Annotated in this window: 17 protein-coding genes; 4 read left to right on the top strand and 13 right to left on the bottom strand. The window is 33.5% G+C overall.

Features of this window, described 5'->3' with window-relative positions:
- Position 1: 1 nt before the first annotated feature.
- The gene (locus F0000_RS11610) at positions 2-253 is read left to right on the top strand and encodes a hypothetical protein (RefSeq protein WP_149624883.1); all 252 of its coding nucleotides are present in this window, start codon (positions 2-4) and stop codon (positions 251-253) included.
- Here the strand turns inward: F0000_RS11610 and F0000_RS11605 are convergent.
- On the bottom strand, positions 250-987 hold the full coding sequence (locus F0000_RS11605) for a hypothetical protein (RefSeq protein ID WP_149624882.1): 738 nt from the start codon (positions 985-987) through the stop codon (positions 250-252). The two genes, F0000_RS11610 and F0000_RS11605, sit on opposite strands and share 4 nt — an antisense overlap.
- Positions 988-1,375: 388 nt before the next feature.
- On the opposite strand from F0000_RS11605, the gene gcvP reads away from it, so the two are divergent.
- Positions 1,376-4,231: an aminomethyl-transferring glycine dehydrogenase gene (gene gcvP, locus F0000_RS11600; protein ID WP_149624881.1), complete on the top strand. Its 2,856-nt coding sequence runs from the start codon at positions 1,376-1,378 to the stop codon at positions 4,229-4,231.
- Positions 4,232-4,496: 265 nt separating this feature from the next.
- Here the strand turns inward: gcvP and F0000_RS11595 are convergent, their stop codons facing one another.
- From F0000_RS11595 to F0000_RS11565, 7 genes are all read right to left on the bottom strand, one after another.
- A complete protein-coding gene (locus F0000_RS11595; RefSeq protein ID WP_149624880.1) occupies positions 4,497-4,817 on the bottom strand; it encodes a T9SS type A sorting domain-containing protein in 321 nt (106 codons plus the stop codon).
- A gap of 233 nt (positions 4,818-5,050) precedes the next feature.
- Positions 5,051-5,593 (bottom strand): carbohydrate binding domain-containing protein, encoded by a 543-nt coding sequence (locus F0000_RS11590; protein ID WP_149624879.1) that lies wholly within the window; start codon positions 5,591-5,593, stop codon positions 5,051-5,053.
- A 49-nt stretch (positions 5,594-5,642) separates the two neighbouring features.
- Entirely contained in the window at positions 5,643-6,176 is a 534-nt protein-coding gene (locus F0000_RS11585) for a family 16 glycosylhydrolase (protein WP_149624878.1), read from the bottom strand.
- Positions 6,177-6,350: 174 nt separating this feature from the next.
- Positions 6,351-6,632 carry a hypothetical protein gene (locus F0000_RS11580; RefSeq protein ID WP_149624877.1) on the bottom strand — a complete coding sequence of 94 codons (282 nt, stop codon included), beginning with the start codon at positions 6,630-6,632 and terminating at the stop codon, positions 6,351-6,353.
- Positions 6,633-7,003: 371 nt separating this feature from the next.
- Positions 7,004-7,726: an alpha/beta hydrolase gene (locus F0000_RS11575; protein WP_149624876.1), complete on the bottom strand. Its 723-nt coding sequence runs from the start codon at positions 7,724-7,726 to the stop codon at positions 7,004-7,006.
- A gap of 103 nt (positions 7,727-7,829) precedes the next feature.
- The gene (locus F0000_RS11570; RefSeq protein ID WP_149624875.1) at positions 7,830-9,221 is read right to left on the bottom strand and encodes an exonuclease domain-containing protein; all 1,392 of its coding nucleotides are present in this window, start codon (positions 9,219-9,221) and stop codon (positions 7,830-7,832) included.
- Between the two features lie 69 nt (positions 9,222-9,290).
- Positions 9,291-10,397, bottom strand: coding sequence for a family 16 glycoside hydrolase (locus F0000_RS11565; protein ID WP_149624874.1), 1,107 nt, complete (start codon positions 10,395-10,397; stop codon positions 9,291-9,293).
- 121 nt (positions 10,398-10,518) lie between these two features.
- Here F0000_RS11565 and F0000_RS11560 point away from each other — a divergent pair, with 121 nt between their 5' ends.
- Positions 10,519-11,787, top strand: coding sequence for a hypothetical protein (locus F0000_RS11560; protein ID WP_149624873.1), 1,269 nt, complete (start codon positions 10,519-10,521; stop codon positions 11,785-11,787).
- Positions 11,788-12,187: 400 nt separating this feature from the next.
- Here F0000_RS11560 and F0000_RS11555 read toward each other — a convergent pair whose 3' ends face one another.
- Together F0000_RS11555 and F0000_RS11550 are read right to left on the bottom strand one after the other, a co-directional pair.
- On the bottom strand, positions 12,188-13,114 hold the full coding sequence (locus tag F0000_RS11555) for a nuclear transport factor 2 family protein (RefSeq protein WP_149624872.1): 927 nt from the start codon (positions 13,112-13,114) through the stop codon (positions 12,188-12,190).
- Positions 13,115-13,169: 55 nt separating this feature from the next.
- Entirely contained in the window at positions 13,170-13,772 is a 603-nt protein-coding gene (locus F0000_RS11550) for a Crp/Fnr family transcriptional regulator (protein ID WP_149624871.1), read from the bottom strand.
- Positions 13,773-13,892: 120 nt separating this feature from the next.
- On the opposite strand from F0000_RS11550, the gene F0000_RS11545 reads away from it, so the two are divergent.
- The gene (locus F0000_RS11545; protein WP_149624870.1) at positions 13,893-14,102 is read left to right on the top strand and encodes a hypothetical protein; all 210 of its coding nucleotides are present in this window, start codon (positions 13,893-13,895) and stop codon (positions 14,100-14,102) included.
- 64 nt (positions 14,103-14,166) lie between these two features.
- Here F0000_RS11545 and F0000_RS11540 read toward each other — a convergent pair whose 3' ends face one another.
- From F0000_RS11540 to F0000_RS11530, 3 genes are all read right to left on the bottom strand, one after another.
- Positions 14,167-15,054, bottom strand: a complete 888-nt coding sequence (locus tag F0000_RS11540; protein ID WP_149624869.1) for a radical SAM protein — start codon at positions 15,052-15,054, stop codon at positions 14,167-14,169.
- Positions 15,038-15,760 (bottom strand): DNA alkylation repair protein, encoded by a 723-nt coding sequence (locus tag F0000_RS11535; RefSeq protein WP_149624868.1) that lies wholly within the window; start codon positions 15,758-15,760, stop codon positions 15,038-15,040. Before F0000_RS11535 ends, F0000_RS11540 begins: the two co-directional genes overlap by 17 nt.
- 199 nt (positions 15,761-15,959) lie before the next feature.
- Positions 15,960-16,445 carry a S41 family peptidase gene (locus F0000_RS11530; RefSeq protein ID WP_149624867.1) on the bottom strand — a complete coding sequence of 162 codons (486 nt, stop codon included), beginning with the start codon at positions 16,443-16,445 and terminating at the stop codon, positions 15,960-15,962.
- Positions 16,446-16,505 lie beyond the last annotated feature (60 nt).

Genomic DNA, 16,505 nt, shown 5'->3' with positions numbered 1-16,505 from the left:
AATGAAAACAAGTAAAAGTTTATTCGTGTCCTGTGAACAGGCAAAACATATCTGTGATAAAAATCAGTATGGAGAAGCTTCTTTTTTAGAATTGATAAAACTGAATCTTAGATTGATTTATTGTAAAGTAACAAGAGCATATGTAAAAAGAAATGTAAAACTTACGAGAACAATTAAAAAATCTAATATCCAAACAATACCAATACTTAAAAAAGATGAAATGAAGGAAAAACTACTTAAGCAATTAAATTAGCCAAGTAGGCTTTGTAACGATACCAATATAAACAACCACATTATCGGAATACTTTCGACCCAAAAGGAACAAAAGTATTCCGATTGTTTTTTATCTGTTCCCCATAAAAACAGTAAACTAATTAATGTAACCCCAACAGTACTGAGAATTTCTGTAGCAGAAAGTGAATCTTTGACTACTGCCAATAGTAGAAAAACTAACAGTATAATACTCCCGAAGACCTTTGTCTTTGTAATACCGATTTTTTGAGGAATTGTTTCTAATGTTTCTTCATCATATTGTAAATCTCGGATTTCAAAAGGCAACATGAGTACTACGACAAATAAAAAACGCTGAATAGCTTCTATAATAATATTAAAACTTACGATCCCCTCTTTATACAAAATAGGTATTAATACTGTCACTCCGGTCCATACCAATCCTATGATAAATATTTTAATACCTGCTACACTTCTTAGGTTCTTTTTGTTTGGAAAAATAGGAATCACATAGAATAATGTTAACAGAACAAAAGGGAGTATATACACTAATGTATCTCTAGAAAGCTGATATCCAAAATACACGAATAACAATATGCAAATCCCAGTGAGCACTTTTACTCCATTCATTGATTTGGTCAATTTTCTATGATACAATTTAGATATACTCGCATATTTTACAAAATTATACCCTACAATCGCCCCAACAAAACTAAAGTATATATACGTATCTCCGCCTAATATTTCAAATTTCAAAAAAGTTAGTTTAATCAGTGCCATTATTGCAAAAGCAACATGAATGCTACTGTTGATATAAAAACTAAAGGCTTTTTTAAAGATATTCACACTACAAATTTAAGGCTATACTGTTAATAATACGATTTGTGATTAAAAAATTCGTATAAATTCATTGAATTATTTTTTCTTTATGCAAGGCAAAAAAATCAAGCATAGCTATAGATACGGTTTATTTTTTAAACGAAGTAGAAAGGAAAAAGAAACGATGAATATGCGAAATTTTTAGTTATAAATCGTATAAGATTCAAAGTTGGTTAAAAACTTAAGAAGGTAGGGTTAATTAAATGTCAAATTTTTATGTATTAAATATGTACTTTTACGCTTTCAACTTCAACTGTTTTTTGCTATGAAAACTGACTCTTTTAAATTGCGCCATATCGGCCCTTCTGAGAAGGATCTGAGTGATATGTTGCACACTATTAAAGCTGATTCTCTTGATCAGTTAATCTATCAAACTGTTCCTGATGATATTTTGTTAAAAAAGCCATTATGTCTTGATACGGCTATGAGCGAGCAAGAATACGCTGTGCATCTACAGGAGTTATCCTTTAAAAATAAGGTATTCAAAACATATATCGGTCTGGGATACCACGAAACTTATTTACCAGCAGTAATACAACGTAATATTCTGGAAAACCCAGGTTGGTATACAGCATATACCCCATATCAGGCAGAAATTGCGCAAGGTAGATTAGAAGCATTGCTAAATTACCAAACTATGATTTGCGACCTTACAGGTATGGAACTTACAAATGCTTCATTACTTGATGAAAGTACTGCCGCGGCAGAAGCAATGACAATGCTGTATGCTGTGCGATCTAAAACACAGAAAAAAAAGAACATCCATAAGTTTTTTGTTTCCAAAGAGGTTTTACCACAAACAATTTCTTTACTTAAAACAAGAGCAACTCCATTAGCTATAGAATTAGTAATAGGTGATCACAATTCTTTTGATTTTTCTACTGATTTTTATGGAGCTATATTACAATATCCTGGAGTATCAGGACAAGTATACGATTATGCAGATTTTGTAAAAAAAGCGCATCAATCAGAAATCAAAGTAGCGGTAGCTGCAGATATCTTAAGTCTGGTTGCATTAAAATCACCTGGTAGTTTTGATGTCGATGTAGTTGTAGGCACTACACAAAGATTTGGAATACCTTTGGGATATGGAGGACCTCACGCTGCTTATTTTGCGACACGTTCTGCTTATAAACGAAATATTCCCGGAAGAATTATTGGAGTAACGCAAGATATCAACGGTGACCGTGCATTACGTATGGCGTTACAAACACGTGAACAACACATTAAGCGTGATAAAGCTACATCAAATATATGCACTGCTCAGGTTTTATTAGCGGTAATGGCAGGAATGTATGCTGTATACCACGGACCAGAAGGGTTACAATATATTGCAAATAAAATACATACCTCTGCTACGACTTTGGCAAATTCCTTAGAGCAGTTAGGGTTTGAACAAACGAATACAGCTTATTTTGATACGATACAAATAAAAGCGAATGCAAATGATATCAAAAAGATTGCAGAATCTTGTGAGGTAAATTTCTATTATCCAAATGCTGATACAGTTTCTATTTCTTTAAATGAAGCAACCACGATTAAAGACCTTAATAAGATTGTTTCTATCTTTGCAGAATCTTCTGGAAAAAACCCTATAAAGATTACAATACTTCAGGATTCTGATATTATTGACGCTACTATAAAAAGAAATTCTCAATTCTTAACAAATGAAGTATTTAACATCTATCATTCTGAAACAGAATTGATGCGTTATATTAAAAAATTAGAGCGCAAAGATTTATCATTAAATCATTCTATGATCCCATTAGGGTCTTGTACTATGAAATTGAATGCAGCTTCAGAAATGTTGCCGCTAAGCAATCCTCAATGGGCTAATATACATCCCTTTGCTCCAATAAAACAGACTCAGGGATATCAGGAAGTGCTAAAAAAACTAGAAGACCAGCTTACCGAAATTACTGGTTTTTCTGCAACTTCTTTGCAACCCAACTCTGGAGCGCAAGGAGAATTTGCTGGATTAATGGTCATTCGTGCTTACCACGAATCCAGAGGTGATCATCATAGGAATATTTGCCTAATTCCGTCATCTGCTCACGGAACCAATCCTGCATCAGCCGTAATGGCCGGAATGAAAGTAGTCGTTACAAAGGCAACAGAAGAAGGAAATATTGATGTAGAAGATCTTAGAGAAAAAGCATTACAGCATAAAGATAACCTTTCTGCATTGATGGTTACCTACCCATCTACCCACGGAGTGTATGAGTCTGCAATCAAAGAAATTACTAAGATTATTCATAATCGTGGAGGACAGGTTTATATGGATGGAGCCAATATGAATGCTCAGGTCGGGCTGACAAACCCTGGAGCAATTGGCGCAGATGTATGCCATCTCAATCTGCATAAAACATTTGCCATCCCACATGGTGGAGGTGGTCCTGGAGTTGGTCCTATTTGCGTAGCAAAGCAATTAGTGCCTTTTCTTCCGGGAAATCCTATAATTACTACGGGAGGAGATCAGGCAATAACTCCAATTTCTGCGGCTCCCTGGGGATCCGCATTAGTATGTTTAATATCTTATGGATACATCACCATGTTGGGTGAGCAGGGCCTTAAAGCTTCTACAGAATATGCAATTCTTAATGCTAATTACATAAAAGAAAAATTAGAAGGTCACTATAGTACATTATATTCTGGAGAACGTGGTAGAGCTGCACACGAAATGATTGTAGATTGCCGTCCATTTAAAGCTCATGGAATCGAAGTAACTGATATTGCCAAGCGTTTAATGGATTATGGATTTCACGCCCCAACAGTTTCTTTCCCGGTTGCAGGAACGATTATGATCGAACCCACAGAAAGTGAAAGCAAAGCAGAATTGGATCGTTTTTGTGATGCAATGATTAGCATACGACAGGAAATTGAAAACACTCATGCTAATAATCCTAATAATGTGATGAAAAATGCGCCGCATACATTAACAATGCTGACAGCTGATACCTGGGATTTTCCTTATAGTAGAGAGCAAGCTGCATATCCACTACCTTATATTGCTGAAAACAAATTCTGGCCTAGTGTAAGGCGTGTAGATGACGCATATGGGGACAGAAATCTTATTTGTACCTGCACACCCATAGAAGCATATATGGAAGAAGAGGTCTAGAAAGATTTATCACAAAAAAATAAGGCTGATGTGTACACATCAGCCTTACTTATATCTATCAACAAAGTATTTACCTTATATATAACCCGTTACCCTCATTCTCAATGAATACCAGGCACGCCAGTGAAATTCTTATGAGGATTTTGTATCAAGACAAGCGTTTTGCATTTAATACCGTTGACAGTTTTAAATTTCTACATTAATAACCCAGGCATGATACCATTTTCCGATTTAAAATTGCTCAAACAAAAAGTCAGAATTGGCATTATTCTACAATCATCTTTATTGTAGAAGTAGCATTCTTATTTTGAAAAGTGACAAAATAAACACCAGAAGAAAGCTCACTTATATTCAAATCCATTTGATCTCCATTCATTATCGCATGTATTTGATCTTTGCCCAAAATATCATAGATTTTCACAGAAGTATCTCCAATAGTTTTCCTTGTTTGAAAATGCACTATAGATGTAGCAGGATTTGGATATAATTCTACAGAAAATTGTGCTCTATTAAATTCGGGATTTGATAATATAGCTGTATTGTTGACATCATACGATTTGTGATTAAAAAATTCGTATAAATTCATTGAATTATTTTTTCTTTATGCAAGGCAAAAAAATCAAGCATAGCTATAGCTACGGTTTATTTTTTAAACGAAGTAGAAAGGAAAAAGAAACGATGAATATGCGAAATTTTTAGTTATAAATCGTATCAGATGCTATAATTTCAGAATCATACGATTTACGGGTGAGAATTTCGTAAAAATAATGGCAAGGATTTTTCGCTAGATTGATGAATCAAATTAAAGAATAGCCATAGCTATTGTTTCATTTTATGAAGAAAATATAGTAGAAAAAGAATGTCATTAGATGCGAAATTTTTATTCGTAAATCGTATTATAGATATGAACTTGCATTTCTCTATCCAGATTCGCTTTGTAAGTATAAGACAGGAGAGTGTTAATTGATCTCCTTGCGGATTCAATACCGGGTCATTCGTAAAACTAAAATCTTCTATAAAAACAGCAGGCTTTACCAAAACAGGGTTTCCTCCTACTGCAGCAATCTCAAAATTATCTCCAAACCCCTCATCTGTTTCCTGTGGAGCAAACAAGAAAAACTTCAAATTTCTCTCAGATCCTGTTGTAAAAGTAACTGTCGCCTTCTCATAGTCAGTATTTGTAAGTCTAATACTTTCTATAATGGTACCACTTGTAGTATTTTCTTTAATGCCCAGATTAATTTCTCCACTAGTTACTTTTACATATGCTGATAAAACATATGTTGTATTTGTAGCAAGTTCCACTACTTTTTCATGTGTTCCAGCCACCTTTATATGAGCAGCATAGTTCCCTGCATACACATCCGTATTACTTACTTCTCAATGGTACCTCCCCATCCTGTCCAATCACTCAAATCGCCATTTTCCAAATCTCCATTAGGTAAATTAACAGTACCATTACTGCCGCCTGAGCTATTTGGTTCCGGATCAAATATAGGAATAAGTCTGTACGAACGTATCCAGTCGTAATATGAGGTATTAATAGCATTATCAGCAAGTTCGGCATCACTTGGATAGGGCGAACAAAATCATATGTCTCTGTGACCATATTAATACCCATTGGCTCAGAAAATGGAGTATCTACCACATCTATTCTACCAATAACAGTTCCCGCAAAATTAGTATCGACATAAAAATCAAAGGTCTTGGTATCTTTCCAATAGCAACCATACGTATGATAATCCTCCCAGGATTCACTTCCTACCAAATTTGCATCGGCCTGTTGACCATTTCCTTCTACAGCATTGTTTCCTGCAGAATAAAATACTTCTGGAGCCCCATTGCAATCCACATAACGATAATGTGTATTAAAATTCATTTTTGTTCTAAAATTGGATGCCCATGGCTTATTAAAATCACCTCCTATACTCTCTGCAATATCCAATTCCTAGCTCCATTTATCATTGCCACAATCACTGCTTAGATTTGTAGGGCCAATAATATTTGTTTTTGCATTAGACAACCAAAAAGTAGTAGACATTGATATCCTTGAGGCTCTGAATTTACATTCATAATAGCCAAAATTCGATGTCTTTTCTAAAGACTGAACTGCTCCTCCTCAAATCGTATATCGCCCATCAGGTACGGCAAGTTTTTTATTAGTCATTTGCATATTACCTCCCTGCACGGATATGGTAGAGGGATCGAATTTTGCAGGCACACTTCCATTCCATCCATTAAAACGGTCTCTCCATTTAGTTTGATCTAACGAAGCTCCATTAAACTCATCAGAGTATTGATCCCACAATACCCACCTGAATCCGGTTGAAGGTCCTGGTGGTTGTGCATAATTGTATCCAGTAGTTATAATAAAAAGTGCCAATAAAACGTCATTTTTCATTTTTGAGTTGCTATTAAAATTTCAGCCGGCAATCTAACCCATAAAAACCTATTTTAGTCCCTTTTATGGTTAAAAAGTTATCTCATATTATGTATTCTTTTGGATTTACTGAGCTCATCTTGAGGACTGCTTTGACCTGCAAAATTTACATTTTGCACGCTAATTTTGTTGGTTTTTTAACTGGAGCCATGGCTATACCGAAAAAAACCTGCTTCATTATAGTACAAAAGCCAAACTTTTCGGTTAAAAAGCACTACTTATTATGATAAGTTCACTGCAATAAAATGTTCTTCTTCTATTGTAATGGTAAATTTAAATAACAAATAGTATCTTCTCTTAAGACCCAAAAAGCAATACAATTTTATATACGTTTAGATAGTTTTCAAAAATTTCTGTACTTCATCCCAATATGCACCATTATCAGAAAACTTAGCCCATAGCGCTCTGGATCCATGATTCCCTTTTGTCGCAGGGAGAAAAGATTTTTTAGTACTTGTGGGAATAGCATCATATATTCCTAACCAGTTTTTCTTTTCGTTTTGAGCAGAGGTAATAAAAACCGGGATCTTTATAGTTGCAGCGCTCTTGGCAATAAATCCTTTTTGTTTAAAATATTCGCCTGGAGAAAAAGACAGTACTGCTTGCACCTCATCTGGGTGATCACCAGCATATTTCAGCACTAATGAAGAGGAATAAGAGCTTCCCCAAATAATTACTTTTTCAGGCTTGTAGATTGTTTTAACATAAGTTACGGCTGCTTGTATATCCTGGAAGGCATCAACAAACTCTGTTGATTTTCCTTTCTTTGTGGCTAAAGCATTTGTTTTATTTTTTACCCCATTTACCTCTCCTCCTGATCGCTGATCTATAGCGATACAATTGTATCCCAACTCAGTAAGTTTTGGAGCAATCTCCTTATACTCTCCACGACTCCACCCTGCCTGATGAAATAAGATAATAAACTGATTACTATCTTTTGCTTCATAAACATCTGCCGTCACCAAAAGTTCATCTTTAGAAGGAAAATCAATTGTTTCCTGGCTATATAGAACAAAATTTAGCAATCCTATTACAATTGTCAATATATTTTTCATAAATAAAAAAAATTAAAATATCGTTCAAAATACTAAATATTATAAAGAACAAATGCTATTCTTTTGTTATAATTTATAGAACAGAAACTTATATAGTCGTTCCTTAGGTATAAGAATTTATTGTAACTATATTTTTTTTGCCGTTTTTACGTAGATAGCTTTTTATAATTTTGGTAGTATGATAGGTGTGTTTTTGCAGGTATAAAAAATTCTCGCAATCCTCTAAGCTTACAATTTTTTCATTCTCATCAACATACCCAAAACCTTTATAGATCCCATCCTGAATCATTACAAAACTTTGTTCTTCTATACTTCTTCCCCGTTCTCTAATCAAGTAACTTTCCTTACTTTTTTTGAGTAATGCCAGTGCCTTATGAACCCTCATATTGTACAGTGCTATTGATTCTTTGCCTTCGCAAATCCCTTTACAATTCTTAATTTTATAGTGCGAGCATCGTTCTGTTGTACTTTGTAAACTGCAATATCTGGGACACAACTGATATTCAGAACATAGCTGCTCTAGCTTTTCTATTGCTTCGGTTCTACTATAAAATATATCAAAAGAGTAACTGGCAGCATTTGATCGGTCTATTGCCAGATGAATTACTCCTTTTCTATTTATATAAGAGATGATCTTGTAAGGAGCGACGGGTCTTTTTTGCGCACTATTGAATTTTGGATAGTGCTTTTGTATTTTTTCTGATTCTAATAATAAGGCTATTAATTCATTTCCAGTCACCTCATAGTCGATAGCATAGGTTGCCTGACACAATGCAAATTCTTTATTTTTTTTATCATAAAAATGGCTTATAACACGCTGCCTTATGTTCTTAGCCTTGCCAACATAGATAACTACCCCTTTTTGATCTTTAAACAAATAAATTCCTGTCTCTTCTGGCAATGCATCAATATCTGCCATCTTTAAATGTGGTGGTAGTGTAGCTTCTTTTGAGCGAACATTAAGAAACTTATCGATCAGTTCAAAATCTGGATCTAACTCCAGAATACGTTTAAATAAAATTACGGTAGCATCTGTATCTCCTTCTGCCCTATGTCGATCTTCTAATGGTATGTTAAGCGAGGTACACAACTTTCCTAAGCTATAGGATAGCATTCCCGGAATTAGTTTTCTGGACAAACGCACAGTACATAATTTTTTACGAACAAAAGAATAGCCAAGGTTTCTAAACTCTTCTTTAATTACGTTATAATCAAAATTCACATTATGTGCTACAAAAATAGCTCCGGTTGTCATATTGATAATCTGTTCTGCAATTTCATGAAATCTGGGGGCATCTCTTACCAAGTCATTATCAATACCTGTGAGCCCTGTAATAAATGGTGGAATATTACACTCAGGATTCACCAGAGATGTATATTTATCTATTATTTTATTTCCTTGTAATATTACAATACAAATTTCTGTAATTCGATTCCCATGTATCCCTTTACCTGTAGTTTCTACATCTATAACAGAATATAATTTTTCTGACATTATATTTCTTTTGAAATACAAAACTAAAAGAAATAATTGATATTAGGAATTTTTCCTTTTAAATAGGAATTATTCCACCTTTATTTCTTTTAAATCCGGGAACCGACCTGTAACAAGCCAGCCACCAAAATCTTCAGACACTGCTAATAGCAAGGTATTTTTTCCCTTTTTAAAATTTAGGTAGACTGCATCAAATAATCCTATGGTTCCCAGATAACGATAATCCCGGGAACGCCATTTATTCGTCCCTCTATAGATAGCTTCATTGTTTAAAATAACTACCACTCGATCACTATATCCAAACTCAAAGAGTTTTATTTGATCTTTATCAGAATCGACCGTGATTTTTGCAAAAACAGTATTCCCTGGAGTTACATCTCTTAGGATTACCTGCCGAGCAATATTAGCAGCAGTACCTTCTTCTACTTCTATCTTTTTTTCACCCCATTTCCTGGATTGTATAAGAGCATTTACGATTGATAGATCTTCTAATCGTTTTTCTTCAAATTTATCAGAGATTTCCCATTCTGAAATCAAGCCTTCTATAGCTGTTCTTTCTGTAGGTTTAAAATCTATAATCTGATCTTCATTTTTATTGATTTTAAAATTAGCATAATACATCGCAGATCCACCACCTCCTATGGCAATTTCTCCTTCTTTTGGTTCATGTATTAACTTCCAGGACAGGTGAGCTGTCCTGGCATTATCTAAATATACCTGCGCTCTTTGCCCATTGACAACTATTTTTATATGTGTCCATCTATCATAATTGTAATTATAGATAAAAGAATATTTTGGACCAAAATATAATTGCCATGGTGTACTTCCATTAATCACCGGAGCCACTTGATTACCATCAGGTTTTCCGGACAAATGTGAGCGGATATAAAAAGATTCCATATTATTTCTATCAGTAGCCCTAAATCGAATTCCCGGGAATCCCTGTTGTTCTGTAAGATATACATCGAACTCAATGGTTCCGTTTAAAAATTTTGTGTCTTTTAGAAATGCCAAGCCTTGCTTAATATAAATTGCATCCTTCCCTTTATAATTTTCTAACTTATAGGACTGAGCATTTATTTCCCAATGTAGTGTATCTAATGGAATACTATTTTGAGCATTTATTTTTTGAAAACAAAATATACTTAAAAGTATCCATACTATTAATCTAACCATCATATTTGTTTTTTGATTATATACAAAGCTCTGAAGGATCTTATACACACCACAAACAAGTTGATTCAATCTCGTTCATTGTTGTTCAAGTCACAATTTTTGATGACTTTTGCTATTATTCATGAATACATATCCAGAACATAAACTAGTACAGCAATGCCTGCTCGAAATTGAGAAAAAATTAGGTTGGGGGAGTTCTGATCTCTGGCACAATGATGTGTTTATAGAATTAAGTGAGCATATTCAGCAACATACACAGATATTATTAAGCGCTACTACATTAAAACGTATCTGGGGGAGAGTTACTTATAATAATTCTCCAAGTATCAGTACGCTAAATACGCTTTCTAAATTTGCAGGATATGAGAACTGGAGGGATTTTAAGAATAAAAATGACAGAAAAAAAGCTAGCTGGTTAGAGAAAAATGTATTACAGCATATTGGAATCATTTTTATTACTGCAGCAATCATGGCTATTGCATTTATCTCATTTTATTCGATGACAGGATTTTATAACAAAACTGAAACCATTGATATATCTCAAGTAACTTTTAGCAGTAGACCTATTACTAAAGGACTTCCTAATTCTGTAATTTTTGATTTTGATCTGCCACGGTTACAATCGGATAATATTTATATACAGCAATATTGGGATGTTACTAAAACCATCAAAATAAAACCTCAGCAAAGGCAAGCTACGGGTATTTATTATTTTCCTGGTTATTTTAATGCTAAATTACTGGTTGATGGAGAAGTGATCAAAGAACACGATCTATTTATTGGCTCTAATGACTGGATAGGAACAGTTGATTATGAACCCGTTCCCAAATACATCCAAAGTGATGATATACGATCTCATACGCTATCTATGCCTTTATCTATTGTAGAAGAAATTGCTACACAGCAATCACCTGTTGTTTCTTCTTTTCATTTAGTCAACGATTTTAAAAATGTTTCTGGAGATTATATATCTATAAAAACAGTAATTCGTAATGCCTATAGGGAGAAGTGGGCTGTTTGTCAGAAATTAAAAATCGTCATATTGGGGACTAATGGAGTCATAGTCATTCCGTTTTCGATACCGGGTTGTGTTTCTGATATTAACTTAATACTCAATGATGTATATTATAGTGGTAAAGAACATGATCTTTCCGATTTTGGAATTGATTTTTCTGATTTCAGAGATATTGACATCCAGATTAAAGAAAAAAAAGTAACTATTTTTATAGATCAACAAGCAGTATATACCAACAGCTACAATAATTCTATCGGAAACTTGATAGGGATACGCTATCGATTTCTGGGAGCTGGTAAGGTCAAATTTTTAAGTATTACAGATTTATCTAACAGTAAAAGCATCCTTCTGGAAGATTTTAGTATATCTAAATAAATCTGCCTTATATATTTTAAGAAAAGTGCGGCAAGAAATAAAATCACCTCTTTTTATTTCTCATCTGAATTTTATTCAGTTGACAATAAGGATTTTATATAAGCAAACTACCTCGGAGCATTTAAATCTCGATTATCGAGTAAAAAAACGATAGTAATTTAGCCCTACGCTAAAATTACTACCGTTTTCACCTACTATCGCACAACCAATTAATCAGTACTAATACGATTTGTGATTAAAAAATTCGTATAAATTCATTGAATTATTTTTTCTTTATGCAAGGCAAAAAAATCAAGCATAGCTATAGCTACGGTTTATTTTTTAAACGAAGTAGAAAGGAAAAAGAAACGATGAATATGCGAAATTTTTAGTTATAAATCGTATAATACAGCACTAATATTTACTCTACTTCTTCTATGGGTATTATTTGGGTTACATCAGCCTTTAATATTTTGGCAAATCTATCATTAACATCATCTACCACATACCAGATATGTTTTGTCGTAGCTTTTAGCCTAGTTCCTTCTTTTGTAACTCCCTGCCAATCAAAAAACACAGTTACTTCGTATTCATTTTCTACAATGGTTTTTACTGAAAAATCTTTTGGTATATGACTGCTCTCTTTTAACTGCGTAGGTACACCATTCAGCCAAGTTTCTAATTCATCAATAGATGTAAGTGCAGTACTGGTTGAGAAATTTAGCTCAAAACCTGGTGCTAGTAATTCTTTGAATGGAGTTACATTTCCGTCTAATCGCTCCATATTTGCCAACCAATAATGCATTAATGATTTTGTTCTATTCTCTGGATAGGCATCAACAAATGTTTCATTTGTTTCTCCGGTTGGTTGTATCTCTATAGATGTAAAGTCAGGTAGATTGTGACCATCTTCAATAAGTTTTGTATTATAATGCAATGAATAACTAAACTTATCTCCATTTGGTCGTATATTTTGGTAGCGAATATCGGTTTCTAATAAAATAGTACCTTCATCACCAAGTTGTACTTCTATGTTATCCACGTGATGTGCATTTTTCCAACCTTCAAACGCTGATAACCGTTCTTTGTACTCATCTTTTCCTCTTGCTTCTCCGGCAGCAGATTTCACCACGATATCATCTGTAAGCATGTCTAATGTATTATCGATACGTACATCACTTAATTCTCTTTCATACAATTGATACCATCTATAGATCTGAGCTTTGGCTAAATGTTTTTTACTAGATTTTATGGTCATCATTTTAACATCTGGTACGTTTGATTCTGATTCGCTACAGGCTGATACTACTAATATCAATGCCAACATATAAAAACTTATTTGCTTCATAATTTCTATCTTTATTTTGGCGCAAAGATATTTTCAGTTTTATGAAGTCAGGTTGTCATTTGGCAATTAATCTTTCTTCGGCTACAATCTTTTTACGAATTCTACTTAGTGAGAACTTTGTAATCCCAAGAAATGAGGCTATATGGATTAATGGAACTCGCTGTATTACAGTTGGATATTTTTCTACAAACTGCAAATAGGCACTTTTTGCATCTTGATTGATTATTTGACGCTGAAAATTAGTTTTCTCCAGTAACGTGTTACTACTAATTGCAGAAATTATGCTGTTCCAGGCAGGGATTGAGTCTGATAGCAACTCCCAGGAATTTCTATCAATTATTATTACAGAACAAGTAGTCTCTGCCATAATAGTCCCGGAGCTTGGAGTGAGTTCATTAAAACTAATAATATTGGTTACAAATTGATTATCCATCATAAAAAAAGAAGTAATTTCATTACCTTCTCTGTCATAAAAGAAATATCTAAACACTCCTTCAATGATAAATCCTATTTTATGAGCAGTCTTTCCTGTTTCAATAAATGTTTCTCCAATTTCCAGTTTCTGAAAATATGTCTGATCAATAATTATCTTTTTATCTTTTGATGATAATTCTCCAAAAGTTTCTAAATACTTTATTAATTGGTGAGTATGGGTCATGATGCGGTTTGTAGGTTTGTATCCTCAACGAAGCTTTTTAAGTTTAATTTTATAATCAATACTGTTTCTTTTGATTCTCTTAATCTGAGTTATTAATGTAGCAGATCAAAAACCGTCAAAATGTATGTAGAACAGGTTTCTAAACCCAAGACATGTGTGTTTGACACAAAATTCTTATTCGCATTCCATCCTCAATCTGATGCGCTTTGGATTAATCAAATTCATGGCGCTTATCTATTTTTATGCATATACATAAGTAGAGAAAGAGCAAGTTCTAATGGTAATTTTAAGATAGAAATAGTAAACTCATCTTCTATAGTACAATTTTGAATATTTCTTATTCAAAATCAATCACTATAGAAGCCGGTTTAAGTACTGAAGTGGTACATTTTGTTCATATATAATCTTTAATACCATAGGTGAGGCTTAATTCTTTCATCTTTTTTGTAAAGGCTATTTTGTAATAGGCGGGCATTTGTGATCCATTTTTAAAATACTTTACATATCGTTGTTCTAATTCGGGATAATGCTTACGAATGGCATCCATCATCAATGTTTTACTATCTGCAATACCGTTTCCAAAAAGCGTGAGGGTAGCGGGAAGTATATACTGCACCTTATGAGCCTTATATGTTGAAAAAAATAAATCTAGCTGTTCTGTTGTATCAGAAATAAAAGGTAGTAAAGGCATTAAGCTAATTCCGGTATGAAATTTTTCTTGTACTGCCTTATGCACTGCTTGCAGCCTAATACTGGGTTTTGTGGCTCCTTTCTCAAATATTCTGGCCACCTTATCATCGAGTGTAGAAAAAGAAAACGAAATAATAACACCTCTGTTATCCAGCCTGCTTTGTAAATCTATTGGTAGTATTGAATTTTTATTAATTTGATGTAACAAGTCAAAATCTCGCTCAATTAAGTCTGATTTTGTAAGTATATGTACCGGAAATTTATGTTTTGCTATCACTTTGAGTGCCTCTCTGGTCAGTTTATATTTCTTCTCTATCTGCAAATAAGGGTCTGTCGCAGAAGAAAGCACAATGATTCCGTATTGATTTTTTCTGGCACGAGTAAACAGCTGTCTGTCTAATATCTCGATCCCATTAGTTTTTACGGATACACTGTCCTCGAGATTCGTTCCGTACTTACTTCCTCTAATGTAACAGTATAAACAGTTAAAAGAACAACTACTATATAAATTTATGGTATAATCATCCAGGAACCATGGGTCTCGCTTTTTAGTTTTGTTGAGAATAGATTTTACTTCAATTTTCTTTGCCATACTGATATCTATGCAAGCCAATTTCTATTTTTATGCGAAACCAGTTTGCTACTTGTTTAGTATTCTCAATGTCAAACTTATATTGCTCAATGATATCAGGATGAAACTTTGCAGTAGTTTTTGCAGCCCATCCTATCCCTTGCTTTACTTCTTTATTGTTTGTATCTGCTTTGGATAAGAGGATTTTGAACATAGTTTTTACGTTTTCTTTGTCTAATCCTTTTTTTATTGCATAGTGCGTTCCTGCTCCCAAAGATCGGATAACCCAATGTACCGGATGCATTGATAGTTTTTTTAGTTCAGGAATTGTTTTGTCTGGTTGATGTAATAAGGAATATCCATATACACGTTCTCCAATAATGTCGCAGACATACCAGATATCTGCTTCTGCGATATATTGTGTTGCTTTATGAATGGACTGATGGAAGTTTTTTTCTAATCCTTTTTGTAAAATGATACCTAGTAGTACGTTCCCTCCTTCTGTTTTTAAGGATTGAATCTTATCACAAAAAGGAATATGATGGTTTTTTGCCACTACTTCATATATTTTGTCAGCACAGAATTCTAAAAGAGGAAACTTAACTTTATGAGAAAGAATCTCCTGGTTGATTTCTGTTATTAAACAGTTTATGCCTTCTGCCTGATATCTTTTGAGGCATTTGGTCAGTAGTTCCTTAATTTCAGATTTTCTTGTGATGGTACGCATTTCTTACTAAGACTTATAACTTCTTCCTAACATTGCTATCGTTTTAACTTCTCTTTTGTTGTATCGATTCTCATTGTGCTCAATTTACTACATCCCATATATCTTTCTTCTCTTGATAGCGTCCAGATATTCAGTACTTTGTTTTTTATACTTTTTTTTATGAATTAATTCGATTGTAGAGAAAGTTCTATTGAATGCTTTACTCCTTCTTGAGATCGTTTGTTGTTAGCGCTATTACTTTTTTAATTGCATTATCTTCTGTCTTTAGTGCTAGCAGCAAGTTATTATAAAATTCTTTTCCATCCCTACTATAGTTTAAATTATAATCTGCCGGGATGCCATTACGTTCATAATTTATTCCATGTGAACCTTCATAGATTTCATTTGAAAGTTCATATTCCCAGCCATTTGGTAGTTTTTTTGAAAGAATATCAGATAAAATTCCTTCGGTATTTGAGCCAATTCTTTTTGAATTTGGTACATTCTGAGATGCCAAATCAAATGTTTCTCCTGCGCTAGCAGTTTGATAACTTGTCAATATATACAGGTCATGGCTATACGTTTTTTTTCCTGGTTCTATATAAATAGTCTGCTTTTTAGTAAATCCATTCTGGAACTTTGCTTTTTTTGAAAATGCAATTGTTTTTTTATACGATTTGTGATTAAAAAATTCGTATAAATTCATTGAATTATTTTTTCTTTATGCAAGGCAAAAAAATCAAACATAGCTATAGCTACGGTTTAT

Source organism: Aquimarina sp. RZ0 (genome assembly GCF_008370685.1).
Classification (GTDB): Bacteria; Bacteroidota; Bacteroidia; order Flavobacteriales; family Flavobacteriaceae; genus Aquimarina.
Note: the sequence above shows the minus strand (reverse complement) of the source record. Positions and strands in the feature narration are given on the sequence as shown.